At 65.9% G+C, this 26,671-nt stretch carries 26 protein-coding genes; 5 read left to right on the top strand and 21 right to left on the bottom strand.

The features are described from left to right. Positions 1-25 precede the first annotated feature (25 nt). Both Y882_RS12845 and Y882_RS12840 read right to left on the bottom strand, forming a co-directional pair. Entirely contained in the window at positions 26-532 is a 507-nt protein-coding gene (locus tag Y882_RS12845; RefSeq protein ID WP_046972327.1) for a hypothetical protein, read from the bottom strand. Next, positions 529-1,563: an amidohydrolase family protein gene (locus tag Y882_RS12840; RefSeq protein ID WP_046972326.1), complete on the bottom strand. Its 1,035-nt coding sequence runs from the start codon at positions 1,561-1,563 to the stop codon at positions 529-531. Before Y882_RS12840 ends, Y882_RS12845 begins: the two co-directional genes overlap by 4 nt. Between Y882_RS12840 and Y882_RS20995 the strand changes: the two genes are divergently transcribed. Beyond that, positions 1,543-2,133: a YciI family protein gene (locus Y882_RS20995; protein WP_425479456.1), complete on the top strand. Its 591-nt coding sequence runs from the start codon at positions 1,543-1,545 to the stop codon at positions 2,131-2,133. The two genes, Y882_RS12840 and Y882_RS20995, sit on opposite strands and share 21 nt — an antisense overlap. 133 nt (positions 2,134-2,266) lie before the next feature. On the opposite strand, the gene Y882_RS12830 is transcribed toward Y882_RS20995, so the two are convergent. The 4 genes from Y882_RS12830 to Y882_RS12815 all read right to left on the bottom strand — a co-directional run bounded on the left by Y882_RS12830 (position 2,267) and on the right by Y882_RS12815 (position 7,417). After that, positions 2,267-4,351 (bottom strand): FUSC family protein, encoded by a 2,085-nt coding sequence (locus Y882_RS12830; protein WP_046972325.1) that lies wholly within the window; start codon positions 4,349-4,351, stop codon positions 2,267-2,269. A gap of 727 nt (positions 4,352-5,078) precedes the next feature. Next, entirely contained in the window at positions 5,079-5,879 is an 801-nt protein-coding gene (locus Y882_RS12825) for an N-acetylmuramoyl-L-alanine amidase (protein ID WP_425479455.1), read from the bottom strand. Between the two features lie 114 nt (positions 5,880-5,993). After that, positions 5,994-6,557, bottom strand: coding sequence for an elongation factor P-like protein EfpL (efpL, locus tag Y882_RS12820; protein ID WP_046972323.1), 564 nt, complete (start codon positions 6,555-6,557; stop codon positions 5,994-5,996). 98 nt (positions 6,558-6,655) lie between these two features. Further along, positions 6,656-7,417, bottom strand: a complete 762-nt coding sequence (locus Y882_RS12815) for an SDR family NAD(P)-dependent oxidoreductase (RefSeq protein ID WP_046972322.1) — start codon at positions 7,415-7,417, stop codon at positions 6,656-6,658. Positions 7,418-7,701: 284 nt separating this feature from the next. Between Y882_RS12815 and Y882_RS12810 the strand changes: the two genes are divergently transcribed. Next, the gene (locus tag Y882_RS12810) at positions 7,702-11,109 is read left to right on the top strand and encodes a 6TM ABC transporter family protein (protein ID WP_156171461.1); all 3,408 of its coding nucleotides are present in this window, start codon (positions 7,702-7,704) and stop codon (positions 11,107-11,109) included. Positions 11,110-11,127: 18 nt separating this feature from the next. Here Y882_RS12810 and Y882_RS12805 read toward each other — a convergent pair whose 3' ends face one another. The 15 genes from Y882_RS12805 to Y882_RS12735 form a co-directional block, all read right to left on the bottom strand. Next, entirely contained in the window at positions 11,128-11,691 is a 564-nt protein-coding gene (locus tag Y882_RS12805; RefSeq protein WP_046972320.1) for a GNAT family N-acetyltransferase, read from the bottom strand. Further along, entirely contained in the window at positions 11,688-12,155 is a 468-nt protein-coding gene (locus Y882_RS12800) for a GNAT family N-acetyltransferase (protein WP_046972319.1), read from the bottom strand. The genes Y882_RS12805 and Y882_RS12800 overlap by 4 nt, the downstream gene beginning before the upstream one ends. Further along, a complete protein-coding gene (locus Y882_RS12795; RefSeq protein ID WP_046972318.1) occupies positions 12,149-12,748 on the bottom strand; it encodes a YdeI/OmpD-associated family protein in 600 nt (199 codons plus the stop codon). Before Y882_RS12795 ends, Y882_RS12800 begins: the two co-directional genes overlap by 7 nt. A 9-nt stretch (positions 12,749-12,757) precedes the next feature. Continuing rightward, positions 12,758-13,243 carry a GNAT family N-acetyltransferase gene (locus Y882_RS12790; RefSeq protein WP_046972317.1) on the bottom strand — a complete coding sequence of 162 codons (486 nt, stop codon included), beginning with the start codon at positions 13,241-13,243 and terminating at the stop codon, positions 12,758-12,760. Further along, the gene (locus Y882_RS12785; RefSeq protein ID WP_046972316.1) at positions 13,240-14,556 is read right to left on the bottom strand and encodes a metal-dependent hydrolase family protein; all 1,317 of its coding nucleotides are present in this window, start codon (positions 14,554-14,556) and stop codon (positions 13,240-13,242) included. The genes Y882_RS12790 and Y882_RS12785 overlap by 4 nt, the downstream gene beginning before the upstream one ends. Positions 14,557-14,623: 67 nt before the next feature. After that, positions 14,624-14,998 (bottom strand): hypothetical protein, encoded by a 375-nt coding sequence (locus tag Y882_RS18955; RefSeq protein WP_052949986.1) that lies wholly within the window; start codon positions 14,996-14,998, stop codon positions 14,624-14,626. A 39-nt stretch (positions 14,999-15,037) separates the two neighbouring features. Continuing rightward, positions 15,038-15,802: a LytR/AlgR family response regulator transcription factor gene (locus tag Y882_RS12775; protein ID WP_046972315.1), complete on the bottom strand. Its 765-nt coding sequence runs from the start codon at positions 15,800-15,802 to the stop codon at positions 15,038-15,040. Beyond that, positions 15,799-17,055, bottom strand: coding sequence for a sensor histidine kinase (locus Y882_RS12770; RefSeq protein WP_156171459.1), 1,257 nt, complete (start codon positions 17,053-17,055; stop codon positions 15,799-15,801). The genes Y882_RS12775 and Y882_RS12770 overlap by 4 nt, the downstream gene beginning before the upstream one ends. A gap of 149 nt (positions 17,056-17,204) precedes the next feature. Continuing rightward, entirely contained in the window at positions 17,205-18,101 is an 897-nt protein-coding gene (locus Y882_RS12765; protein ID WP_046972345.1) for a hydroxymethylglutaryl-CoA lyase, read from the bottom strand. Positions 18,102-18,146: 45 nt separating this feature from the next. Then, positions 18,147-18,857, bottom strand: coding sequence for a hypothetical protein (locus Y882_RS12760; RefSeq protein WP_046972313.1), 711 nt, complete (start codon positions 18,855-18,857; stop codon positions 18,147-18,149). An 84-nt stretch (positions 18,858-18,941) separates the two neighbouring features. Next, positions 18,942-20,930: an ATP-binding protein gene (locus Y882_RS12755; protein ID WP_046972312.1), complete on the bottom strand. Its 1,989-nt coding sequence runs from the start codon at positions 20,928-20,930 to the stop codon at positions 18,942-18,944. A 173-nt stretch (positions 20,931-21,103) separates the two neighbouring features. Beyond that, complete coding sequence (locus Y882_RS12750; RefSeq protein WP_046972311.1) at positions 21,104-21,622, bottom strand: cupin domain-containing protein; 519 nt, start codon at positions 21,620-21,622, stop codon at positions 21,104-21,106. Between the two features lie 37 nt (positions 21,623-21,659). Further along, positions 21,660-22,052 carry a VOC family protein gene (locus Y882_RS12745; RefSeq protein WP_046972310.1) on the bottom strand — a complete coding sequence of 131 codons (393 nt, stop codon included), beginning with the start codon at positions 22,050-22,052 and terminating at the stop codon, positions 21,660-21,662. A 54-nt stretch (positions 22,053-22,106) separates the two neighbouring features. Next, on the bottom strand, positions 22,107-22,901 hold the full coding sequence (locus tag Y882_RS12740; protein ID WP_046972309.1) for an enoyl-CoA hydratase-related protein: 795 nt from the start codon (positions 22,899-22,901) through the stop codon (positions 22,107-22,109). Between the two features lie 73 nt (positions 22,902-22,974). Next, positions 22,975-24,021 (bottom strand): MBL fold metallo-hydrolase, encoded by a 1,047-nt coding sequence (locus Y882_RS12735; RefSeq protein ID WP_211259175.1) that lies wholly within the window; start codon positions 24,019-24,021, stop codon positions 22,975-22,977. 267 nt (positions 24,022-24,288) lie between these two features. On the opposite strand from Y882_RS12735, the gene Y882_RS12730 reads away from it, so the two are divergent. From Y882_RS12730 to Y882_RS12720, 3 genes are read left to right on the top strand one after another with little or no spacing between them, the layout of a single operon-like run. After that, positions 24,289-24,534, top strand: a complete 246-nt coding sequence (locus Y882_RS12730) for a FeoA family protein (protein ID WP_046972307.1) — start codon at positions 24,289-24,291, stop codon at positions 24,532-24,534. After that, positions 24,531-26,375, top strand: coding sequence for a ferrous iron transporter B (gene feoB, locus Y882_RS12725; protein ID WP_046972306.1), 1,845 nt, complete (start codon positions 24,531-24,533; stop codon positions 26,373-26,375). Before Y882_RS12730 ends, feoB begins: the two co-directional genes overlap by 4 nt. Continuing rightward, a complete protein-coding gene (locus Y882_RS12720) occupies positions 26,372-26,671 on the top strand; it encodes a DUF6587 family protein (RefSeq protein ID WP_046972305.1) in 300 nt (99 codons plus the stop codon). The genes feoB and Y882_RS12720 overlap by 4 nt, the downstream gene beginning before the upstream one ends.

Here is a 26,671-nt window from a genome sequence, read left to right as displayed (position 1 = left end):
GCGCGGGCACGACGTGGGTGACGATTTACTTCATGCGTGCGGCGATGGCGTCGCAGCCCTTGTCGAACGAGGCGCGCCATGCGGCGCCAGCCTGGCCTTGCGCAGGACGCACGCAACGCAGCTGGATGGCGTGGCTGTCCTTGAACCAGTAGCGCTCGCTGTAGCTGTACTGCGCGCCGTTTTCCTGCGCCGTGTAGACGAAGTTGTCGGGCGTGCCGCCGCTGGTGGCCTGGTAGCCGGTCAGTGCCTTGGCCTTGCCCATGGCGCCGGTCACGTACTGCTGGAACTCGCCGGCGTTGCCCACCTGCTTCACCGTGACGCTGATGCGGGCGAGGCTGCTGCTGCCGTTGGGCGAGGGGTCGGGGACCTGGAACACGCGTACTTCCGGATCGCCCTGCGTTTCCATGATGCCCATCCACTGGTCGGGCGTGCTGAAGGTGACGCTGCCGCCGGCCATGCTGATATCGGTGGCGTGGGCGGCTCCGGCCATCACGAGGGCGCCGGCGATAACCAAAGTGCGGAACAAGCTCATGCCTTTTCCTGTGCGTGAAGGTGAGGTTCGAAACGCTGCAGCGGCAGGCCCAGCCATTCCAGGGCGGTGCCGTGGAAGAGTCGCGCGCGGGCCTGGTCGTCGAGTCCGAGTGACTCGATGCCGCTGCCCGGATGCTGTTCCCCCAGCGGGAAAGGATAGTCGGTCCCCAGCATCACGCGCTCGACCCCGGTCACATCCAGGAGATAGCGCAGGGCGGCCGGGTCGTGCACGCAGGAATCGAAATACAGGCGCTGCAGGTATTCGCGCGGATTGCGCGGGTTGTCGGTGGCGACCAGGTCGGGGCGCATGCGGAAACCATGCTCGATGCGGCCGATGGTCCAGGGGAAGCTGCCGCCGCCATGGGCCAGCATCACGCGCAGCCGCGGCAGGCGCTCCAGCACGCCGCCGAACACCAGGCAGCAGGCCGCGCGCGACTGTTCGGCCGGCATGCCCACCAGCCAGGGCAGCCAATACTTGGGCATGCTGGCGGCGCCCATCATGTCCCAGGGATGCACCATCACCGCGGCGCCCAGGTCGGCGGCCGCCTCGAAGAAGGGAAACAGCTCGGGCGCGTCCAGGTTCCAGTCGTTGCAGTGCGAACCCACCTGCACGCCCTGCAGGCCCAGCTCGTCGATGCAGCGTTCCAGCTCGCGGATGGCCAGGTCGGGCGACTGCAGCGGCACCGTGCCGATGCCGGCGTAATGGCGCGGGTAGTCGTTGCAGATGCGCGCGGTCTCGTCGTTTAGATGACGATGCAGCTCCAGCGCCTGATAACCCGGCGCCCAGTACGAGAACAGCACGGGCACGGTGGACACCACCTGCACGCTCACGTCGAAGCGGGCGTAATCGTCGATACGCTGCTGCGCGTCGAAGGCCGAGTCCCACACCTCCCTGAAGAACTTGCCATCCTTGTAGATGCGATGGCGCCCGTCGTTGTGAATCATCACCGGAAAGCGCTCGTCGCCGAACTTGGCGGCGAGGTTGGGCCAGTCGCGGGGCAGGATATGGGCGTGCGTGTCGATTTTGAGCATGTCGCCGAGTGTAAGTCAGGGGCGCGGTGCCGTCTCGGCGCGGTGCAGCGTAAAAGCTGCCCGGGGTGGCAGGGCGCCCGACTCAGCTGGGGCGAGATTCCCGCCAGCTGTGCGTTGGCCCGATTGCACATGCAAGCCGTCGCGGCTGGCGGCATCATGGCGAGCGCGACGACGTCCGCAGCCATTGGAGGCAACATGAAGTTCCTGGTCATGATCTACAACGACGACAGCCTGCTCGAGGCCCTGCCGCCGGGTGAGTTCGACACGATGATGCACGGCTGCTTCGTCCACGCCGACGAACTGCGCGCCGAAGGGCATCTGCTCGATTCCATGCAGCTCGAATCGCCGGCCCAGGCCAAATCGCTGCGCATGCGCGACAACACCATGAGCGTGATGGACGGCCCGTTTGCCGAAGCCAAGGAATACCTCGGCGGCTTCAACCTGATCGAAGCAGCCGACATGGCCGAGGCCGTGCGCATCGCCGCGGAATTTCCGTGGGCGCGGACGGGGCGCATCGAGGTGAGGCCGGTGCGGGATATCGATGCCGTGCGCCGGCGCGTCGGGGCCTGAAGCGCAGCTGGTGAATCACTGTGGGAGCGCACCCTGTGCGCGACCGCGGAGCTGCGCCGCTACCTCTTCGTTTGGCCGTCGCGCACAGGGTGCGCTCCCACAAGCGTATTGGCAGGTCGTGTGGTCAGCGCGGTCAGGCCGTCGCCGTCGATTTGCTGTGGCTGCGCCCGGTGATATGCGCCAGCGTGTTCACGTTATCCACCAGACGATCGCTGATGCGCGCGAGCATCTCGGCGGCCTGACGGTCTTCCGCCATATTCAGCAGCGCGGCCAGGGTGCGCTGCAGGCCGCGCAGATCGGGTAGCTGTTCGGGCGCCCGCTGCGTGCGCAAGGCGGAAGCGACTTCATGCAAGGCCTTGGCGCTGTGGTCGACGAACGCGCACATTTCCGCCGTCTCCGGCAGGCTTTGGTGGTCGTCGATCAGTGCCTCCAGCGTCATCGCCGTGCGGGCCAGGCGATTGCCGTTGGCGAACAGCGCATTGGCCAGTTCCAGTAGGGGCGCTGGCGTGGCCGGTTCCGAGCGCATGCGATCCAGTGAGGCCTGCGCATTGCTGCGCGCGGTGCGTGCGGCAGTGCGCGCTTCGCGACGGTGATCGCGGCGTTCGGGATGGGCCAGCGCGTTTAGATAGTCGGCATAGGCGTCGAGCATGTCCGATAGTGCCGCGCGCGCACGCCCGCGTTCCCAGGTGGGCCACAGCACATAGGCCACCAGGGCCATGCCGCTGCCGAGCGCCGTATTGATCACGCGATCGAGCACCGCATCGCTGGAGTTGACGCCTTCGAACGACAGCAGGATCACCACGGTGCCGGTCAGCGCCGCCACCGCAATGCCGTAATGCGCGGTGGCCAGGTAGCGAAAGCCCATGCACAGCACCGCCATCAAGAGCAGATGCGCCCACATGTCGTGCGGCGTGAAATGCAGCAGGGCGGTGGTGAGCAACAGGCCGAGGATGGTGCCGACCACGCGCAACAGGCCGAAGTTGAAGGTGGCGGCGAAATCCGGACGCAGCACGATGGCGGCCGTCATCGGCAGCCAATAGCCATGCGGCAGGCCGAGTTCGCGCGAGACAAACAGCGTGGCACTGAGCGTGACGGCGCTGCGCACGGCATGACGGAACGCCACCGAATGCGGCGTGAGATTGGCGCGCAGGGTGGCGCGTGCCGAACTGCTGCGCAGCGCCGTCGGCAGCGGCGTTTCCGCGGCAGCCGCGCGCAACTCGCCGCGGCTGCCCGCCCAGTTGGCATTGCGCACCGCGGCAGCGAGCTGTCCGGACAACGCATGGATATGCGTGGCCAGGCCATCCGCGGTGCCGCCATTGCTGAGCAGGGCGTTCTCGCTGGCCTGCAGGGTCTGCAAGGCGTGTTCGGCCTGGCGGGGTGATTCGGCCAATTCCAGCGCGTCGGCGATCGCTGCGAGCACGCGCGCAGCGTCGCCCCGGAACATCGCGTGGATGGTGGAATTGCCGCGCAACTCCGCCATCGCGGTGAGCTCCAGGCGAATGCGTTCGGCCAGTTCCAGCAGCACGCCGAACGCCTCCATCGCGCGGCCACGCGCGTGGTGCCGCCCCAGCAGCGTGTGCTGCAGCGTGGTCATGGCGTCGGTAAGTGCAGGCACGTCGGCGTCGTCGTGCTCCTGCTGGCGGGCGAGGGTCGAGAGGCCGCGATAAACCGCCGCCAGCGCATGCCGCTCCGGGCGGTAGCGCTGCAGCGGCCAGGCCGCCACGGAAAACAGGGTAAGCAGCAGGCCACCGGCAAAGATCAGCGCCGAGGCGCCTAGCGCTTCGGCCAGCGGCCGTGGCGTGGCCGCGGTGACCACCAGCAGGATCATGCTGGTCATGCCCACGCGCGTCATGTCCGGGCCAAACACCACCAGCAAGCCGCCGAAAAATCCGAACGCCGCCGTGGCGATCAGGATGGGGATTAGCTGATCGCCGATCAGAAAGCCGATCAAGGAGGCCAACCCGGCCGCCAGCGAGGCCAGCAGCAGGCGCGTCATGCGCTGGCGGTAAGGCCCCGGCTGGTCCGAGAACATGGTGTCCAGCGCGCCGGCACCGATACCCAGTCCAATGCCCGGATGTCCGGTCAGGATGCCGATGGCCAGCGGCAGCACCACGGCAGCCGTATTGCGCACGACCACACGCACCGGCACGTCAGGCCGCTTGGCCGTGAGCAGGCTGTCCACGACCGTGGCGCGCAACGAATAACCCGTCGAGGACATGACGCGACAAGACTCCTAGTCAGTGCGGTGATTCTGCCTCAAACAGCCTGAAGCGAACGCGACGGGCGAGGGATGAGTGGCTGGTCGGGCAGGGCGCATGGACTGGCCGGTTTCCCGATGGAGGGCGAAGTGAAGTGCATGGGAGTCGCCGGGCGCTTGTCTGTGGGAGCGCACCCTGTGCGCGACCGCCCAGCTGCGGTGTACCGCTCCGTAGGTTTGTCGCGCACAGGGTGCGCTCCCACAGACAAGCCAAGGCGGGAGGAACTAGGCCCGATGCGCAGCGAGGCCCCGCTTTAAGTCCTCAGCGATTCGGGCGCGTTGCGCAGCGCATTGAGGTACCCCTGTGTACCCTCGGAGGTTGTCCCCTGACGGCCTGCATCGAGCGTTCGGGCTTATCCCAGCACGATGCTGCGGGCGTTATCAGGCCATTTTCTTTGGGTTACTTTTCTTTTGGGCCAGCAAAAGAAAAGTGACTCGGCTGCCGGCAGGCAGTCGAAACGCCCGCCGCGCAGGCGGCACGCTGGCGGTAACGCGACAACCGAGCGCAAAGTCACTGGATTCCTGCTTTCGCAGGAATGACGATCAAGAGCTGGATGACCAGCCTACGGCTGTTGAAAGCGCCTCAGGCCTGCGCCGGAATGACGAGAAAGAAGCGTTCCCGCGAGCACCCGCCCCTCACCCCGACCCTCTCCCCGCAGGGGAGAGGGAGAAGGGTGGGGCGCAGCGCTTACCCCGCCGCCGGCATTACCCCACTACCACCAGCCCCAAGCTGCTGCGACAAGCTGTACAGGATGCGCAGGTCTTGTGCGTCCAACGTATCGCCATCCATGCCACGAAAATGGTGATGGAAGGAGCGCACCGTGGACACCCGATCGTCCAGCGGATACCCGATCAAGCCCAGCGCCGCCCACGGATCAAACCCCGCCGGCGGCTCCACCAGCGCGCCCCGTGGCCACAAGCCAAAGCCCGCCTGCGCCAGCTGCTGCCATGGAAAGCGCGGGCCGGGATCGTCCTTGCGGCCGGGCGCGAGATCTTCGTGGCCGATGATCTGCGTGCGCGGGATGCGCAGGCGGTCGGTGAGGTCGGCCAGCAGGCGCAGCAGGCTGTCGATTTGTACCTGGGTGAAGGGCGAGTCGCCATCGTTGTCCAGCTCGATGCCGATGGAAGCGGAATTCAGATCGGTAATCGTGCCCCAGTGTCCGGCGCCGGCGTGCCACGCACGGTCGCTATCGGCGACCAGCTGGTAGAGGCGGCCGTCGTTGCCGATCAGGTAATGCGAACTCACCGGGCCACCGCTGTTGGCGGTGCGCAAGGTATGCAGCGCCTGTTCCGCGGAATGCTCGTTGGTGAAATGAATCACGATCAGCACGGGCCGTCGCGCGTCGAAATTGGGCGAGGGCACCCATTGCGCGATGGGATTGCGTACTGGCGCCGGTGCACATGCCGAAAGTGTCAGCGCCAGGAGCACCGGCGTCAGCAAATGGCGAGTACGAAAGAAACGAGCATGCGGAGCGTGGGGACGCGACACGGCATTCATTCCTGGGCGGGAAGAGGCGAACGTGCCGCAGCCGTGTCACCGCGTCAAGTCAAACAAAAAGCGCCAGGTTTCCCCGGCGCTTTCGTGACTTACTTGCAGCGCCGATCAGGCGCGGCCGGCGAACTCGCCCGTCAACGTGTTCACCCACACCTTCTCGTCATTGGTGATGTACTCGGGCACCTGGATTTCGATGCCGGTGCTGAGCTTGGCCGGCTTGGTGCGCTTGGTGGCGCTGGCGCCCTTCATTTCCGGGGCGGTGTCGACCACGGTCAGCGTCACGCTGGTCGGCACCTGCAGGCCCACCGGCGCATCGTCGATCAGCTGCACGTAGTAGCCCTCGACGCCTTCCACGATGTAGCCGGCGTTGTCGCCGACCAGTTCGGTGGAGAGCAGGTACTGGGTGAAGTCTTCGTTGTCCATGAAGACGAACGCTTCGCCGTCCATGTACGAGAAGTTCGCCTCGCGGCGCACCAGCTCCATTTCCTTCAGATCGTCGTCGGCGCGCAGGCTCAGGTCGAACTTGCGGCCCCCGGGGATCGAATACATGGTGAAGCGGAACGTGACATTGCCGCCACGCGCCGTCGGCGAGCTGCGCTCGATATCGCGCACCTGATAAACGGTGCCGTCGTGTTCGACTACGTTGCCTTTCTTGACGTCGGAAGCTTTCATAGGGGCTAGGAGTAAGTGAATAGAAGTGAGGAGTGAGAGAAAGCGAAGAGTCGGGAGCATCTCTCACTCCTCACTCCTCTCCGCTATCTCCTGTTTTATTACTTCGGCTGCAATCGCACCGCGCCATCAAGACGAATCGTTTCGCCATTGATGTAACGATTGCCGAGGATGAAAGCCACCGTGCTGGCGAATTCATCCGGCTTGCCCAGGCGCGACGGGAACGGGATCGAGGCGGACAGCGATTCCTGCACCTGCGGCGGCATGCCGTCGACCATCGGCGTCCAGAAGATGCCCGGGGCGATCGTGGCCACGCGGATGCCGAAGCGCGACAGTTCGCGCGCCATCGGCAGCGTCATGCCGACCACGCCGCCCTTGGATGCGGAGTAGGCGGCCTGGCCGATCTGGCCTTCGAACGCGGCGACCGAGGCGGTGTTGATGATGACGCCGCGCTCGCCGTCTTCACCGCTTTCGTTGTTCTGCATCAGCGCAGCGGCGGCCTTGGCCACGTTGAAGCTGCCCACCAGGTTCACCATCACGGTGGTCGCGAAGGTGTTGAGCGGCATCGGGCCTTCCTTGCCCAGCATGCGGCCCGCGCCCAGGATGCCGGCGCAGTTCACCAGCACGTTCAGGCCACCCATCGCATCGCGCGCGGCGGCGACGTTGGCGGACACGCCTTCCTCCGAGGTGACGTCGGTGCGGAAGAAGTGACCCTTCAGCGCCGTGGCGGCTTCCTGGCCTTTTTCCTCGTTGACGTCGAACAGGGCGACCTTGGCGCCATTGGCGACCAGATGCTGGGCTACGGCATTGCCGAGACCGGAGGCGCCGCCGGTGATGATCGCCTTGACCTGATTGAGCTGCATATGAAGTCCAAAAAGCGGTGGAAAACGCCAATGGTAGCGCAGCAGGCCGGACCAGGCGCCACCCCGCGCGCCCTGGCCCTTCCGGGCGGCGGAGAGACGCCGGGAGGGGCCTGCGGCGCAACGCCTGCAGGGGCCGTCACAGCGCTTCCATGGGGTACGTAGCTGGTTATACGTATGACCTTTGGCGCCGCGGCTTAAGCCATGTTTCCAGGCGTTTTTGGCGGCTTTATGGCGTAGAACCAGCGGAGTGAGATGACTGGCGCGTTCGCATAGGGAGAGTCGCCATGATCCATCCCGCTCAGGGACCCGTTTCGGAGGGACGGCCGGTCGCCACGTCGCCGGTGTCGAAGGGCTTGTTCGCGGGGCTGGCGGCGTGCCGGTCGAAAGGAAGCCGTCGGCGCATCACGCGATGGCTGCTCGCTGCCGCATTGATCGGCGCTGCACCGGTCATCGCAGCGAAATCTCCGGAAGAGACCGGTGCTGTGGCGGCCGCTTCGTCGGTCGCGCCACCACCGGTGACCTCGTCGTCGTACTTCGTGGCGGCATCTGAACTCCCGCATCCGTTGCGGCCTTTCGAACATCTGCCCGGCAATGCAGCGATCAACGTGCACGCCGCCGTGGTGACCATGCCTGACCCGGTGGAAACACGCCTTGGCCGCTCGTTTGACACCGAGCTGACCGCACTGGTGAGCGCGTTCCAGGCCAAGGAATACGTGCTGGACGGTTTTGCCTTCACCTGGGCGCCCCGCGCACCCGACGACAAGCCCGCGCCCAACGAAGCGGATGCAAGCCGCCGTTCGCTGCCCAGCGTGATGCTGTTTCGCAAAGACAACTGGCGCAGCTGCAAATCCAAAACAGACAAGCAGGCAGACGCCGCCGCGTGCGAGTCGACGTACTACGTGCTGTTCCTGGTGGGCGAGACGCCGAGCTTTGGCATCCATCCGGAGTCTTTCATTCGCGCCGCGCGTTGTGCGATGGCACTGGATGCGAGCAATCGCCAGCAGAAGAACTCACTGCCTGACGCGTTCAATCAGACCGATTGTGACCGGATTGCGTGGAAGGCACCAATCAACGGCGTCTCCTGGTCGTGCGATGCGAATCTCGCGGTGATCGGTCCGACTTTTTCCGGTGCGATGGAATCGATGGCATCGGCACTGAGCAAGGTCGCCACGGAAGCAAGGGACCAGGCGATCAAAAGCGCGGCCGCGACAGCCAAAGCCACGAATCAGGCCTCAGGCAACGCAGCCCTCGAAACAACGGGCGCGGCCTGTCAGGGACCGGGCCACTTGAATATCGTGCTCAGGACGCCTTCCGCGAGCGTCGACAGCAATGATCAGATCGTGCAGAACGCCTACCTCAGCCCGCTGCAGCCCTTCGTTTCCTTGAACTACACCCCGCTGGCCTACAGCGTCGGGCATCAGCTGGAACGGGTGAAGCGCTATCTGGAGCGCCGGATTCTGCGCGGCGACAAGGTGGTGATACTCAGCGAGGAATCCAGCTTTGGCCTGGGCGCTTCGAAGCTGGCGATGCCTTCGTCGTCGTCATCATCGGCACCGCCGGCATTGCCGGCATCAACGGCATCGTCACCGGCATCGTCTTCGTCAACGGCCACGGCACGCCGGGTCCAGTTCATCAGCGTGCAGTTTCCGCCGAACATCGCCGCCATCCGCTCCGAACACGTCCAGCTCAAGCAGGAAGAGTCCAAGCAGCGCCGCAGCATGCTCCCCGAACGGCTGCTCGAGCTGGACCTGACCGGTGTGGAACGAGGCGTCGATCAACCGCCGACGTACCAGCCCAGCCTGAGCTCGCGTTCGGACGAGCTGATGCTTTACCAGACCTTCGACGCGCTGCAGCGCTTTGTCACGCCGGCGGCGGTGATCATCGTGGCCACCGATGTGCGCGATCGCCTGTTCCTGTTGAGCGAGATACGCAATGCCTTTCCCGGCGCGCTGCCGGTGGTGCTGGAACAGGACAACCTGATGGTGCATCCCGATTACCGCGCCATGAGCCGAGGCAGCATCATCATGCCGGCCGGCAAGAGCCTGCTGTGCCTGAATGCGTCAGGGCTGGACTGCTTCCCTGCGAAAGCCGCGCCCGATGCGTCGCCACGCGAGCAGGCGTCGCCCAGTTCTGCCGGCAACGCGCCTGAGTTGGTTGCGAACCATTGCACTCGCGCTGCCAGTCGACGCTTTTTTTCGTTTCCGACGGACTATGCGGCCAACATGTTTCGCGCCGTGGTGGGTCTGATCTGCCCCAGCGATGCCTCGCCCAACGAACCCGCCATGCTGGTCGCGACCTTGGCGGGCTTCCAGCGTGTCGACGAGTCGGTTCCCGACCAGCGCGATGAACAGGACAAGCGGGGAGCCCAGCGCAACAGCAAGACGATGGGCGATATTCCCATCGTTGCCGATACCCGCATGCAGCTGCAGCAGCCGGTCTACCTGTCGATGGGGATCGTGCTAGGCATCCTGCTCGTCACTGCGGTGTGGCTGGTCCGCAACGGACGCACGCCCGAACTGGCCACGCTTCCGCTCAGCCGCCATGCGATGCGCTGGATGGACATGGTGAAGACGCCAAACGGCGCGCGTGCCTCCAGGCAGGCTGGTGAGCCCAGGACCAGCTGGTGGTGGCTGGCGCCATGGATCGCGTTTGCCGTGTTCGGCATCGTCGTCGCTGCGTGCAAGATCATCGTGATGTTTCCTCCGGCGACGCCCGGCGACACGGATCTGGCGCATGGCACGGATCGTTGGGCCTTGATCTGTTTGTGTCTTGCCTATGCGTGCTTCGTCGCGTTCTGCGGTGTGCGCATGAGGGTGTGGAATGCCTATTGCCTGGCGATCGCCGAGCATGTGGATGCCTCCTCGCGACTGAAGGTCCGCCTCTACCACCGCGCGTACCTGCGCGCGTCGGTGGCCACCGTGCTGCTGTTGCTCGTGCTGGTGCTTTGCGTCAACGACTACCTGCCAACCGGGGCCCATTCGGTCTGGCTCTCGGCGTTCGCTGGCGCGTTCGTGCTGGGCAGCAGCGGCTTCTTCCTGGTGCTTTACCTGGAGGGCCTGGACCGCTGGCGCTGCATGAGCCTGGAGCTCAGCAGAACGGTGACAGCCGTGCAGGAATCCACGGGAGTCAAGGAATGGCCCACGCCCAAGCTGCTCGACGAGCGGCCGCGCAGCCCGTTCAACGTGGTCATGCGCATCGACAATTACAACGCGCTGCGCCGGCCTGATCTTGCCGCCTGGGTGCGCCAGACCAACGCCTTGCTGGGCGGCACGGTCGACCCTTCGTTCGACAAGGCGAAGCTGCGCGAGTGGCAGGCCGTGCTGGTGTCGCAGATGAAGCTGGCCGGCACGGCGGTAAGGTCCAGCGCGTGGTGCGCCGTGCTCGGCGCCACCGTCACGCTGATGTTGATCCAGGTCTATCCACCGGTGTACGAGCGGTTGCAGACGACGGCGGCGGCCATCCTGATGCTGCTTGGCTTTGCCGCCATCACCTACGGCGTACTCACGCTGGAGAAGGACTATCTGCTCGGGCGCATGTTCACCAACGACAAGGACCAGTTGACCCTGGGCGGAGCCTTGTCCGCCTTGTGGCCCAAGCTGCTGGCGATGGGCTCCATCCTGATCACCGTGTTTCTGCCCGATGCCTGGGACTGGCTGAACAGTGCGGTGAAGGCGGTCAACTCGCTGCGATGAGCGCGCGATGGGCCGCGGTCAAGCCGCGAACAGTGCCTTCAGCTGCTCGGCGTCCACTGCGGGAAACGGCGTCACGGGCCGCGGCGGTGTCTGCGTCGGTTGCAGTTGTTTCTGCCAGACGCCCACATCCCACCACTGCGCGAGCTTGTAGCCCGAACTGCGCCACACGCCGGCCGGGGTGAAACCCATGGTTTCGTGCATGGTGACGCTGCTCTGGCCGGGCAGGGTGATCACGCCCACGGCCTGGTTGATGCCTTGCAGGCACATCACCTCGAGCAACGTGCCGTAGAGCTTGCGCGCAATGCCCCGACGGCGTGCGTCGGCATGCACATAGATCGAGGTCTCCGCGATCCAGTCGTAGGCGGCGCGTTCGCGGAAGCGGCTGGCATAGGCATAGGCCAGCACGCGGCCGTCTTCTTCCCAGACGATCCACGGGTAGTGGCGCAGGCGCGTGAGTATGCGTTCGCGCATCGCCTCGACGCCGGGAAGCTCGGTCTCGAAGGTTTCCACGCCGTGCAGTACGGACGGAGTGTAGATGTCGTGGACAGCGCTGGCATCGTCAGCGTGGGCGATACGGATCATGCGAGCGCTTTCTCCATGCAGATGCTGCGCGGGTTGGACTGGTGTTCGCCGAAGGGCGGGCAGCGACGATAGCCGGCGCGTGCGTAGAGTTCCAGCGCTTCGGCCTGGGCGGTACCGGTTTCCAGGCGCACGAGGGTGCCACCGCTGCGCGCCACCTCCTTCTCAAGTGCCTCGAGCAGTTGCTTGCCAAGGCCCAGCCCGCGGCAGGCCGGCAGCACGTACATGCGCTTGACTTCCACATAGTCGCTGTGACGAACGAAGGCGCCGCAAGCCACTGGCTTGCCGTCGACACGGGCGGTGAGGAAGGTCACGTTCGGCTGCTTCAGCTCGGCCAGCGGCACCGGCAGGATATTGCCGGTGGGATACAGTTCGGCCAGATAGCCGTCCAATTGCAGCAGCAGCGGCGCGACCTTGGGCGCCGCGGGGTCGTCGATCTCGAAATGCAGCAGCGGCGCTTTCAGCATGCTTCGTACTTCCAGTTGCGTCGCTTGCCTTCGGCCAGCCACTCCAGCGCGCTGGCAATGCGTTTCTGGCGCGTGGCGTCAGTCTTCGCTTCGGTGATCCATTCGACGTAGTCGCGCTGCGCGCTGGGCGGAAAGCCCTCGTAGGTCTTGCGGGCGGCGGCGTGCTTCTTCATCGCCAGCAGCGCGGCGACATCCTCGGGCAGCGTCGGTGCGGGTTTGGGCGCGGCCTTGGGGCGCGATACCTTCACGCCGGTTTCGTTCAAGGCCTTGGCCTTGCGGATCAGGGCGATCAGCGTCTTCTTCGCCGGCAGATCCTTCAGCGAGGTCAGCTTGCCGAACTGGCCCATGCCATCGGCGCGATCGCTGCCGGTCACCTCCTTGTGGCGCCAGAAGCCGAACGCGCAGTGCTGCTTGAACGCGGCCATCTGGCACATCGGCGAGCCGTTGAGGCTGAAGAACGGCATGCTCCACTTGATGCCTTCCTCGACCTCCGGGCAGGCTTCATGCACGACATCGCGCAGATGTTCGAGGATGGGCTGGGCGAACGGCGGCGCCTTGAGGATGTAGGCGTCGATGCGGTGATCGTGGGCCATGAGGTACTCCTACAGATCGCGCAGATAGAACTGGTCGCAGCTGAAATGTCCGGTGCCGCCCATCGGCGCGCAAAGGGTGCGGAAGCCGTGACGACGATACAGCGCCTGGGCCGCATCCATGCCGGTAAGCGTTTCCAGATAGCAACGATGAAAGCCATGCTCGCGCGCCGCGTCCAGACAGCGCAGCATCATCGCGCTGCCGGCGCCGATGCCTCGCGCCTCGGGCAGAAAATACATCTTGCGCAGCTCGCACACATCCGCTTCGCCGCTTTCCAGCGGCGCCACGCCGCCGCCGCCGATCACCTTGCCGTCTCGCTCCACCACGAAATAGGCGCTGCGTGGCCGCGTATAGGCTTCGTACATGGCGCCGACTTCGGCATCGTGGATGGCGAAGCCCGGGCCGTCAGCGCCGAACTCCGGCATCACGGTGCGGATGATGCTGGCCACGGCGGCGTTGTCGCGTGCTTCGATGGGACGGATCAGGAAGTCGGTCATGGTGTGGTTTGCGGTGTGCGGTAAAGGCTGCCGTCCTTCATCACGAAGACGGGATGCTGGAGATCGTCGATATGCGTGCTGGGATCGCCGGTGAAAGCGACCAGGTCCGCGCGCAGGCCCGGCGCGATGCGGCCGAACTTGTCCTGCTGGCGCAGGATGCGCGCCGCGATATTGGTTGCGGCGTGCAGGGCCTGCGGCGGCGTCATGCCGTCGCGCACCATATTGGCCGGCTCGCGCCAGTTGTCGCCATGGGTGAACACGCCCACGTCGCTGCCGTTGCCGATGGTGACGCCCAGCTTGAGTGCGGTGCGAAAGGCGCGTTCGGCTTCTTTCATGCGCGCCGTGGGTTCACTCTGGCCCGGCACGTAGTGCTCGAAATACTGCGCGGTGGCTTCCACGGCGGTCAGCGTGGGTTCGTACGCGGTGCCGTGCTGCTTGAGCAGGCGGAAGGTCGCCTCGCTGGCGCCATAGCCGTGTTCGATGCTGTCCACGCCCGCTTCCACGGCGAGGCGTACGCCCTCGTCGCTGGACGCATGCGCAGCCACCGGCCGGCCCGAAAGATGCGCGGTATCCACGATGGCCTTCATTTCAGCCAGCGACAGCGTGGGCTGCGTGCTGCCATCGGCGCCCACGCGGTAGTCGGCGTAAAGCTTGATCCAATCGGCGCCGTGACCGGCCTGTTCGCGGGTGGCGCGGATGGCCTCGTCCACGCCGCTGATTTCCTGCGCGCCGCCCGGCAAGTCGAGGTCAGGACGGAAGCCGCGTGGACCCGGTCCATAACTGTCCGTGGCCACGATGGCGCGGGTGGCGACGAACATGCGCGGGCCCGGAATCATGCCCTCGTCAATCGCGCGCTTGATCGACACATCGGCGAAGCCGGCGCCTTCGGTGCCCAGATCGCGCAGGGTGGTGAAGCCGGCCATCAAGGTCGCGCGCGCATGCGCGGCGGCTTCGAGCGTGCGGTAGTCCTGCGGTTCCTTCAGGACCTGGTCGTTCCACAGCGTCTCGTTGTACGGATGCAGGAACACATGCGAGTGCAGATCGATCAGGCCCGGCGTGAGCGTGGTGCCGGGCAGGGCGATGCGCCGGACGTCGGCAGGGGCGTGGAGACTGTCCACCGGACCCACGCCAGCAATGACGCCTTCATGCACCAGCACCGCCCAGCCCGCGTGCGCGGCATCGCCATCGGCGGTCCAGACGCGGTCAGGCACCAGCAGCAGGTCGCCCTTGGGTGGTGCGGTTGCCGCCGTGGCGGCCGCCACGGCCAGGGCTGCGAGCCCGCCGATCCAGATCTTGCGTGGTTGCCACCGCATCGCGTACTCCCGCCGTCGATGCTGCCGATTCTAGCGAGGCCCGGCGCCGGGCTGCGAGATCGGACTGTTACGGCGTGCGATGACCGGTGCCGGCCAGTTGCTGGGCGCAAAGCCCTTCGGCCGTGGGCGAGGAGGTGACGCAGCTGGCGAAGTCTTCGGGCAGGCGCGTGAGCAGCAGCGAATCGCCCTGGCGCATGGTGAAGACGGTGATCGGCGGATCGCAGTTCACGCGCTGGGTGCTGCAGGAGCCGGGCAGTACGGTGTAGTGGCATTGGCCGCTGCGGCTGCGCAGGCAGCGGAAGGTGGCCAGCTCACCGGTGATCTGGATCTTGCTGTAGAGCAAGTCCGTGCCGTCGACCAGTTCGTGCGTGATGACCGTGCGTCCCTTCTCGCATCCGGCAAGGCATAACAACAGGTAGAACAGAAGAATCAGCTTTTCCATGATGACCTCTCGTGATTCCCGCGTGGTTGAATGTCAGCGCTACATATTCCGGAACAGCGTCATGAACGGCTGGCTCACCACCAGGGTCTCGGGTCGTTGCTTGAGCCGCAGCGTGCCCTTGCCGGTGTCGTCGCGGACGATCGAGGCGACCGCGCGCAGATTGACGATGGTGGAGCGGTGGATCTGCTTGAACACCGCAGGGTCCAGCGCCGCGGCCAGTTCGCGAATGGGTTTGCGCAGCAGCGCCTCGCCCTCGGCCGTCATGGCGATGGTGTATTTGCTGTCGGCACGAAAATAGGCAACGTCGTCCACCATGATCAGCCGCGTTTCGCGCCCGTTGCTGGCGGTGATCCAGGTCAGCGGTTCGGTGCGCGAACCGGGTTGCAGCATCACCTCGCGCAGCAGCTGCGACAGCGCGGCGGCGTCCATCGCGCGGGGCGCGGCGCGGGTCTGCAGACGCTGCATGGTGGCGGTGAGCCGGGCTTCCGTGATGGGCTTGAGCAGATAGTCGACGGCGCCGCGTTCGAAGGCATCGATCGCGTACTGGTCGTAGGCAGTGGTGAACACCACCTGCGTTTGCGGGCTCGCTTCGGCCGCTGCTTCGGCGACTTCGAGTCCGCTGAGGCCCGGCATGCGGATATCGAGAAAGGCGATGTCGGGACGATGTTCGCTGATCGCTTCCAAGGCGCTGGCGCCGTCTTCGCAGTCGGCGACCACCTCCAGTTCCGGCCAGACGCGCGCGAGCAGATCGCGCAGCGCCGAGCGCAGCAGGGTTTCGTCTTCGGCAAGGATGGCAGTGGTCACGACGCGTGTTCCGTAGTCTCGCTGCGCAGGGGCAGGGTGATGGTGGCGGCGACGCCTTCGGGCGCATTGCCGACCACCGAGAGCGAGGCATCCGTGCCATAGATCAGGCGCAGCCGCTCGCGCACATTCTTCAGGCCGATGCCGGTGCCGCCGCTGGCGTCGCTGAAACCGCGGCCATCGTCGGCCACCGTGATGGACACCGTGTTGTCGTCGCGGCGCGCCAGGATCCACACCGTGCCGCCGCCGGGCTTGGGTTCGAGGCCGTGCTTGATGGCGTTCTCCACCAGCGTCTGCAGCATCATCGGCGGCATCGCGATGGCGCGCAGCGCATCGGGCACGTCGATCTGCAGGGAGAGTCGCGGCCCCATGCGCAGGCGCATGATTTCCAGATAGGCGCGGGTGCGTTCCAGTTCATCGCCCAGCAGGGACAGCGCATCGTCGCGCTGCGGCAGCGAGTGGCGCAGGTAGTGGATCAGATGCCCGAGCATGTGATCGGCCTGCAACGGATCGGTACGCGTGAGGTATTGCGCGCTGGCCAGCGTGTTGTAGAGAAAGTGCGGCTCCACCTGCGCATGCAGCAGGTTGAGGCGGGCCACGGTGCGTTCCTTCTCGTTTTCCGTCTGGGTGGCGCGGCGCTGTTCCTGCCGGCGCTTCTCGGCGATGCGGCGGGTGATGGCGCGGGTGATGGCCTCGGCGTTCTCCAGATTGGTGCCGTCGTCGACGCGGAACCAGTCGGTCCATGCGCCGGCTTCGGGCTCGCAGATCAGGGTGACGCTGCCCGAACCCTCGCGTGGCGTGACCGTGGCGAAGATCTGGTTGCGCACATGGCCGAACCACAGCGACGGATCAAGCCGTTCGAACGGATTGGTTCCATAGGCCTTGGGGCGCTGCACCTTGGCGCGGATCTGCAGGCTGTCGCGCGCGCTCTCCACGTCTTCGCTGCGCGGCAGTTCGCGGATGGCGGCGTCGAGCAGATCGAACGCTTCACCGGCTTCCAGCGGTATCTCGATCTGCCGCCGCTGGCGGTTGCCCATGGTGCTGTCGTCGAGATGGCCGGCGATCAGGCGCACGCGGCGCAGATGGGTCACCGCGCTGGTCACCACCATCACCAGGGTGATGAAGATGATCAGCACGAACATCGGTGCCGTGTCCTTGTAGCGCAGCGGCGGGCTGTTGGCGAGCAACAAGGCCACGAACAGCAGCACGAAGAACCAGAACACGACCAGGCGGGCTACGAAGAACACGCTCTTCATCACGACGTCCTTGAATGGGATGCGTCGGAGCATAACCAGCCGCTATGCGGCTGGCGCGTGGTTTTCGACGGAAGCGGGCCTGGGGCGACGAAACGGCCCGGGGCCGGGATGAACAGGGAGGGCAGGGGCGCCGTGCAGGCGCCCAGGTCTCAGGCTGCGGTGCGCGCCCGCGTCACGCGGCTGGCGGTTTCCTTGTGCAGCTGGCCGGCCAGCCAGGCGCCGGTGGCCACCAGGATGTCCAGGTCGATGCCGGTTTCCATGCCCAGGCCATGCAGCATGTAGACCACGTCCTCGCTGGCCACGTTGCCGGTGGCGCCCTTGGCGTAAGGACAGCCGCCCGTGCCCGATACCGCGCTGTCGACCACGCGCACGCCTTCTTCCAGGCAGGCGAGGATATTGGCCAGCGCCTGGCCATAGGTGTCGTGGAAATGCACGGCCAGGGCGGACATGGGAACTTCCTGCGCCACCGCCTTCAGCATGGCGCGCGCCTTGGCCGGTGTGCCGATGCCGATGGTGTCGCCCAGCGAGACTTCGTAACAGCCCACCTCGTGCAGGCGACGCGCCACGCGCACCACCTCGTGGACTGGAACTTCACCCTGATACGGGCAGCCCAGCACGGTGGAGACATAGCCGCGCACTTTCACGCCGTCCTGTTTGGCGCGCACCATCACAGGCAGGAAGCGCTCGATCGATTCGTCGATCGACGCATTGATGTTCTTGCGGTTGAACGCTTCGGACGCGGCCGTGAAGATCGCGATCTCGCTGACGCCCACGGCGCGGGCGCGCTCGTAGCCCTGCTCGTTGGGCACCAGCACCGGATAGCTCACGCCGGGCAGCTTGCGGATGCCCTGGAATACTTCGGCGGCATCGGCCAGTTGCGGTACCCACTTGGGGCTGACGAAGCTGGTGGCTTCGATGGTCTTCAGGCCGGTGCTGGAAAGGCGATCGATCAAGGCGATCTTCACGTCGGCGGGCAGCAGTGTTTTCTCGTTCTGCAGGCCGTCGCGCGCACCGACTTCGACAATACGGACATGGTTCGTGCTCATGCCGATCAGCATAGCGCGATTAGCGCCGGTGGCGGCGCAAACCCCTCATTGCGGCAGCCGTTCGGGATCAAATTGCTGGATGAAGGGCTGGAACAGCGCCTGCGCCTGCGGCGTGTTCAAGCCGGTCAGCGCGCTGCCTTGGTTGGTGGCCTGCAAGGTGACGACGTGGCGATCCTTGAACAGGGCCACGGCTTCGGCGGGACCCACTTCGCTCTGTGCCGTGACGTGGATGACGAAGGAGTCCTTGGTGGAGGTGGGCACCAGCACCGGCGCGTAATCCGGGCCGCCCAGGGCACGAAAGGATTCGGCGTTGGCCTGCATCGGATCGGTCATGGCGGTCAGCATTTCGATGGCTTGCCGCGTCACCGAGCGCTGCATGTCGCGCGTGCGCCGGTTGACGTCCTCGCTGCCCGCGGGCGTGCCAGTGTCGGCGGGGTGCGTGTCGGTCACCGAGATCTCCACCTGCTTGCTGTCGTTCTTGCCGTAGACCGCGCGGATGCTGGCCGGCGTGCAGTCCCATAGGCGAAACGGCAGGCCGCCGATGTCGTGCTTGGGCGGCAGCGCCTGGGCCAGCGGGTTGTCCGCGCATTTCGCGGTGGAGGCAGCGTCTTCCTGTGCCTGTTTGGCGGCGTCCGCCTGGCCGTGGTCGGCGCTGGATGCCGATTCATCGGCGTGCTTGCCGCAGCCAGCCAGCAGGGCGATGGCGATCAGGGTGAGCACGATCGTCGACCGCAAGGAACGGAAATGCGCAAGCATGGACTCTCCCCAGGCCCGGGCAAGGACCCGGGCGATGCTTCAAGCGTCGGGATTGTGTTGTCGACGCGGCGTCAATCCGCGTGTTCAGTCGGCAAAGCGCAGCAGCACCGTGTCCGCTTCGACGAAATCGCCCTGGGTGGCGTGCACGCTGGCGATGCTGCCGCCGCGCGGCGCCTTCAAGGCAAGCTCCATCTTCATCGCTTCCATCACCAGCAATTCCTGGCCTTCTTCGACGGTGTCGCCGGCCTGGGCCTTCACCAGCACGATGCGGCCCGGCATCGGTGCGGTGATCTGGTTGCCGCCGGCGGCTTCCTTCGATTCCCAGGCAAATGCCGGTGCGCGCTCAAATGCGTAGCGGTGGCCCTGCGTGTCATGCACGGTCACGCGGGTGGCATCGTTAAGCACGGGCACGCGCATGGCCTCGCCGTCGAAACGTGCGCTCAACGCGTCCGCGCCCAGGCGTGCGCCTTGCACTTCGCAGGATGTATCGCCGTAGCGCAGCTGATAGTTGCCGTCATGGCCATGCGCTTCCACTTCATGGCGCTGGCCGTGCAGCGACAAGGCCACGATGCGCTTGCCGGCATGACCCACGCGCCACGCGTCGGCGCGCGACCAGGGCGAGTACGGATCGCTGATGTTGGAGGTGACGCTGGTTTCTTCGTGCATCAGCGCGGCGACCGCCGCGGCGAACAGCACGGATGCCGCCGGCGCCACATCGCCCGCCAGGAACTGGTCCAGGTGACGATCAAGATAGCCGGTATCGATGCGACCTTCGACCACCACCGGGTGACGCGCGAGGCGTTCGAGGAAGGCGATATTGGATTTCGGTCCCACGATTTCGCTGGCCATCAGCGCATCGCGCAAGCGCTGCAGGGCCTGCGGACGATCGACGTCCCACACGATGAGTTTGGCGATCATCGGGTCGTAGAAGATGGTGACGGTGTCGCCTTCGATCACGCCGCCGTCCAGACGCACGTGGCGCGACGGCGCAGGCAGGCGCAGCTTGACCAGCTTGCCGGAGCCGGGCAGGAAGTTCTGGTCCGGATCTTCGGCATACAGGCGCACTTCGATGGCATGGCCATGCGCCTTGATCTGTTCCTGCGCCAGCGGCAACGGCTGGCCGGCGGCAATGCGCAACTGCCATTCCACCAGGTCCAGGCCCAGGGTTTCTTCCGTGACGGGATGCTCGACCTGCAGGCGCGTATTCATCTCCATGAAGAAGAACTCGCCGTCCTGGGCAACGATGAATTCCACCGTGCCCGCGCCGACATAGTTCACCGCCTTGGCCGCGGCGACGGCGGCAGCGCCCATGGCGGCGCGGCGTGCGTCGTCGAGGAAGGGCGAGGGCGTTTCCTCCAGCACCTTCTGGTAGCGCCGCTGCGCCGAGCATTCGCGCTCATTGAGATGGATGATGTTGCCTTGCGTGTCGCCGAACACCTGGAATTCGATGTGGCGCGGATGCTCCACATAGCGCTCGAGGATCACACGCGTATCGCCGAACGAACTGGCCGCCTCGCGCTGCGCGGAGGCCAGCGCATCGACGAATTCCGCTTCGCCGCGCACGATGCGCATGCCCTTGCCGCCGCCACCGGCCGCCGCCTTGATCATCAGCGGGAAGCCGGTACGGCGCGCCTGTTCGGCGAGCACCTCGGCGGACTGATCCTCGCCGTGATAACCCGGCACCAGCGGCACCTGATGCCGCTCCATCAGCGCCTTGGCGGCAGCCTTGGAACCCATGGCGTCGATGCTTTCGGGGCGCGGACCAATGAAGGCGATGCCGGCATCGGCACAGGCGCGCGCAAACGCGGTGTTCTCGGAAAGAAAACCATAGCCAGGATGGATGGCCTGCGCGCCGCTCTTGCGCGCCACCTCGAGGATGGCCTCGCCACGCAGATACGATTCCGTCGGGCGCGGGCCGCCGATCGGCCAGGCCTCATCGGCCAGGCGCACATGCTGCGCGTTGGCATCAGCCTGCGAATACACCGCGATGGTGTGGATCCCCAGGCGTCGGCAGGTGCGGATGACACGGCAGGCGATCTCGCCACGGTTGGCAATGAGTACGCGCTCGAACATGCGGCTTCCGGGGGAGGCTGGGAGCCGCCAAAACTACCAGATCGGCACGCCGGAGCCGATGCGCGGCGCAACATGGGCAGTGAAACCCTTGTGGGAGCGCACCCTGTGCGCGACGGCCGAACGGTGAGGCAGCCTCGTCGCGCACAGGGTGCGCTCCCACAGGGACTGAGGTTTTATTCCTCGTCCCAGTAACCCACCTGCATATCCGCCCGCGTCACCATGCGAAACCCCTGCGGCGTGCCATCGGCCGCGGGCGGATATTCCGCCAGGATGCCGATCTTGCCCGTATCGGGATACTCGCAAATCTCCGGCGATTCCTTGGTGCTCACCGCGAGGTAGCGCATCTCGGTGCTGCCGGTGTTGATGATCTGGTGCGCTTTTTCCGGACCGCCGGGCGGACAGGCGATCACGTCGCCGGCGCGGATCGGATAGCGCTCCTCGCCGAAGCGCACCTCGCCGCTGCCTTCGATGATGAAGAACATCTCCTCGTTGACGCGATGGCAGTGCAGCGGAAATGCACGCTTGCCGGGCGGCACGGCGGTGATGTTGTAGCCGAGCTTTTTTGCACCGATCTGCGGACCGAAGCGCCCCATGCGCGCTTCGAAACGTTCGGCGGTGTCGCCGGTGGGGCCCATGCCCGGCGGAAACGGCTGCAGCTGGACATCGGCGATATTGATGATGGGATGCGTCATGGCGTGATCTCCAGGGAGTGATCGTGGTCGGTGGGCATCAGCCCGGCAGATGGCAGACCGCTTCGATGTTGTGGCCATCCGGATCGAGCACGAAGGCGCCGTAGTAATGCTCGTGATAGTGCGGACGCAGGCCGGGTGCGCCGTTGTCGGTCGCGCCCGCCTCCATGGCCGTGCGATGAAAGGCCATCACGGCAGCGCGATCAGGCGCGGTGAATGCCACGTGCACGGCGCCGCTGGCGTGGGTGATCTGCGAAGTGCCGATCCAGAACGTCGGTCGCCCGGCGATGCCGAAGCCGGCGTGCGAGCCGTCGCCGGTCTGCTCCTCCGTCACCTCCATCACCAGTTCGCCGCCTAGGGTGGCGAGCACCTTGCGGTAGAACTCACGGCTGCGTTCGTAACCGGAAACCTGCAAGCCGACATGGTCGATCATCGTGTCACTCCCCAGTGATGAAATGAATGGACGGCCATGCGCCGCCGAGGTGCCTCAATCGGTTGCGCACCACGCCGCGGCCCGCTTGGCCAGGAACGCGCTCAGGCCTTCCTGGCCTTCGCTGGACACACGCAGGCGTGCGATCAGTGCTGCGTTGTCGCGATCGATCGCCTCCGCTTGCGCCGCATCAGCGCCGGCCATGCGCAACGCCAGCTGCTTGGCCTCCGCCTGCGCCACCGGTCCTGCCTTGGCAAGCAACGCAAGCGCAGCATCGACCGCATTATCGAGCTGATCAGCCGGCACGCATCGATGCAGCAGGCCGATCTGCAGCGCCGTGGCGGCATCAAACAACTCGCCCGTGACAAACAGGCGACGGGCCTGCCGCAAACCGATGGCATGAATGACGTACGGCGAAATCACCGCCGGCACCAGGCCGAGTTTCACCTCGGTGAGGCCGAAGCGTGCGCTGTCCACCCCGATGGCGATATCGCAGCACGCCACCAGGCCCACGCCGCCGCCGTAAGCGGCGCCGTTGACGCGGGCGATGGTGGGCTTGGGCAGGTATTGCAGCGTGCGCATCAGGGTCGCCAGGCGCAGCGAATCCTCGCGATTCTCCGCTTCGCTCGCGCTGGCCATGCCGCGCATCCAGTTGAGATCCGCGCCGGCCGAAAAGCTGGCGCCTTCGCCGGTGAGCACCACCGCGCGTACCGTGCTCTCCGCGCCGGCCAGGGTCAGTGCCTCGGTAAGCTCCGCGATCAGGCCGTCGTCAAACGCGTTGTGCACCTGCGGGCGATTCAACGCGATGCGGCGCACGCCGCCGTGATCGGCAATCTGGATGCTGCTGGCCATGGAAAGCTCCTGCTGGGGAGCGCCATCGTAAACCGAACCATCCCCGACCATCTCCTGGCCGGGGCGGCGTGGCTCAGTCCTTGGCCGGCAGCACCAGGAATTCGGCGGCCTGCCGCGCACAGCCCTTGGAGTGTTCCGCACTCAGCTCGCGCCACCACGGCTGCACGGTTTCAAACTGCGCAGGTTCGATCACTTCGCCCAGGCGCGGCATCACCAGGCCCTCCGGCACCCTGGCCAGCAGGACCTCGGCCGGCTCGGCCCACGGATGCATGGCCAGGTTGAAGGTGCCCCAGTGCACCGGCAGAAAGCGGCCGCTGCCCAGCTGGCGCCATGCGCTGATCGCATTGTCGGGGCCCAGGTGCACGCTGCCCCAGGACGGATGAAACGCGCCCACTTCGATCATCACCAGGTCGAACGGTCCGAGTCGTTCGCCGATCTCGCTGAAATGCGGCGACAGGCCCGTGTCGCCGCTGAAGAACACCGCATGCCGTTCGCCACGCAACACGAAGGACGACCACAGCGTGGCGTTGCGATCGTGCAGGCTGCGGCCGGAGAAGTGGTGCGAGGGCGCGGCGGTGAGCGTGAGTCCGCACGGCAACGTGGTGCTTTCCCACCAGTCCAGCTCGGTGATGCGTTCGGCCGGCACGCCCCAGGCTTCCAGATGCACGCCCACGCCCAGCGAGGTGATGAAGGGCACGTCCAGCTTCGCCAGCGCGCGAATGCTCGGGTAGTCGAGATGGTCGTAGTGATCGTGCGAGATCAGCACGGCATCCAGCGGCGGCAGTTGGTCGATCGCCACCGGCACGGGCTGGAAGCGCTTCGGCCCCATGAACGTAAATGGCGAGGCACGTTCACCCCACACGGGATCGGTGAGCACGCGTGCGCCGTCGATTTCCAGCAGCACGGTGGAATGGCCAAGCCAGGTGCTGCGCAGGCCGGTGTCCACCGGACGCGTCCAGGCGGCGCGAGGGTCGAGCGAGGGCAGGGGGCGGGGCGGGGTGCGTCCTTCGCCGTGGAAAATGAAATCGACCAGCGACGGCTTGTCGTCGGCCACGCGCGGCGTGCTGGATGGATAGGTATTGGCAAACGCCTCGCCGGCGTACTGCGAGGAAGCTTGCATGCGTTCGAGCCGTAACCCGCTCGCGTGTCTGGCGAATAGAGCCATGTGAACCTCGGTATCCGTGGGTAGCGCCATCGCACAAAGGAATGCGACAGCCCGCTTCACTGCTATCGGGGCGTTTGCCGCCACTTCCAAGGCGGCGGCGATGGCAACGGTTCAGCCCCATGTTCTTGCGGCTTGCCGGGGCTGGAGGCGGCATCCGGCCGCGCTGCAGTACCCGGGTGGCTCATGTACAATGCGAACCATTCTTATTTAAGTTGGTGACCAGTGCGCCTGTCCGATCTTCCGAAAGGGGCTACTGCCGTGGTGGACCGAGTGGACGATGCTCATGCTTCCGACCCGATCGCGCAGCGCCTGCGCGACCTGGGCTTCGTGGCGGGCGAGCCGGTTCGCGTGGTGGCGCAGGGCCCGCTGGGAGCAGATCCCCTGCTGATCCAGATCGGCTCGACGCGCTTCGCGTTGCGCCGCAAAGAAGCGGAGCGCGTGCAGGTCCAGTCGGAGCATGCTGGATGAGTGCGGGCACCCTGCGCATTGCCCTGGTCGGCAATCCCAACTGCGGCAAGACCGCCTTGTTCAACCAGCTCACCGGCGGCCGCCAGAAAGTGGCGAACTATGCCGGCGTCACGGTCGAGCGCAAGGAAGGCCGCTTCACCGCGCCTTCCGGCCGCGTGCTGCAGCTGCTCGACCTGCCGGGCACGTACAGCTTCGACGCCACCAGCCCCGACGAGCAGATCACGCGCGACGTGCTGGAGGGCAACTATCCAGGTGAAGCCGTTCCCGATCTGATCGTGTGCGTGGCCGACGCCACCAACCTGCGCCTGCACCTGCGTTTCGTGCTGGAAGTGAAGCGGCTCGGCCGCCCGGTCGTACTGGCGCTCAACATGATGGATGCCGCGCGTCGCCGCGGCATCGTCATCGATGTGCCGGAACTGGCGCGACGCCTGGGCATCCCCGTGGTGGAAACCATTGCGGTGAAACGCGACGGCGTGAAGGCGCTGATCGCTCAGGTGGACGGTGAGATGCCGCAGGCCGCGCCCGCGCAGGCCGATGACGCCGAAAGCCGCGCCGATCTGCATGCGCAGGTGCGCGAACTGATGGCAGCCACCGTGACCATGCCGCGCGCAACGGCGGAGATCGACGACGCGCTCGATCGTTGGGCGCTGCATCCGGTGTTCGGCCTGGCCATTCTTGCGGTCGTGATGTTCCTGGTGTTCCAGGCGGTATATGCCGCCGGCAAGCCGATGACCGATCTGATCGGTGACGGTTTCGGCTGGCTCGGCGAGCACGCCACCGCATGGATGCCGGCGGGACCGCTGCAGAGCCTGCTGGTCGATGGCGTGTTCGGTGGCCTCGGTACGGTGATCGGCTTCCTGCCGGAAATCCTGGTGCTGTTCTTCTTCATCCTGGTGCTCGAGGAATCGGGCTACCTGCCGCGCGCGGCCTTCCTGCTCGATCGCCTGATGGTGTCGGTGGGGCTGACCGGGCGCTCGTTTATTCCGCTGCTTTCCAGCTTCGCCTGCGCCATTCCCGGCATCATGGGTACGCGCAGCATCACCGACCCGCGCGATCGCCTCTCGACCATCCTGGTGGCGCCGTTGATGACGTGCTCCGCGCGTCTGCCGGTGTATGCGCTGTTGATTGGCGCCTTCATCCCCACGCGTCGTGTGCTCGGCATCTTCAACATGCAGGGCCTGGTGCTGTTTGCGCTGTACGCGGCCGGCGTGCTCGGCGCCATGGCGGTGGGCTGGGTGATGAAAAAGATGCGCCGCGACCGCAGCGAACACGCGCTGCTGATGGAGCTGCCGTCCTATCGCTTGCCCAAGCCTCGCGACGTCGCGCTCGGCCTGTGGGAACGCGGCACGATCTTTCTCAAGCGTCTGACCGGCATCATCCTCGGCCTGACCGTGTTGATGTGGTTTCTCTCCACCTTCCCGTCGCCGCCGGCAGGCGCCACCGGCCCCGCCATCGATTACAGCTTCGCCGGTTACATGGGGCGCGGACTGCAATTCATCTTCGCGCCGCTGGGTTTCAACTGGCAGATCAGCGTGTCGCTGATTCCCGCCTTTGCCGCGCGTGAAACCGCCGTGGCTGCACTTGCGACCGTGTATGCGGTGGGCGGTGAGGGCGCCGAAGGGGCGGGCCTGGCGCAGGCGCTGGCGGCCAACTTCTCGCTGGCGAGCGCGTTGTCCTTGCTGGTGTGGTTCGCGTTTGCGCCGCAGTGCATGTCCACGCTGGCGGTGATCCGCCGCGAGACCAACTCGTGGCGCAACGTGGGCATCTCGTTTGGTTATATGTTCGTGGTGGCGTATATCGCCTCGTTCCTCACCTACCAGATCACCAGTTGGCTGATATGAGTACCGGGCTGCTCGCGCAATACCTGATCATCGGCGTGATCGTGCTGATCAGCGCATGGATCACCCTGCGCAAACTGGCACCGAAGTTGACCAGCCGCTGGCTGGCCTCGCTGGCGCTGCGGCTTGACCGGCCGGGCAGCGCCGGATGGCAGCGTGCGCTGGCCCATCGCCTGCAGCCCAAGCAGGCCACCGGCAACTGCAGCGATGGCTGCGATACCTGCGGGGCCTGTGGTCCCAAGCCACCTGCTGCTGCGCGCGACGTGCAGCCGTTGGAATTTCGTCCGCGCAGCAAGTAG

It is taken from the genome of Dyella japonica DSM 16301 (assembly GCF_001010355.1).
Classification (GTDB): domain Bacteria; phylum Pseudomonadota; class Gammaproteobacteria; order Xanthomonadales; family Rhodanobacteraceae; genus Dyella; species Dyella japonica.
The sequence above is the reverse complement of the archived record's forward strand: the minus strand, read 5'-3'. Positions and strand labels throughout refer to the sequence as shown.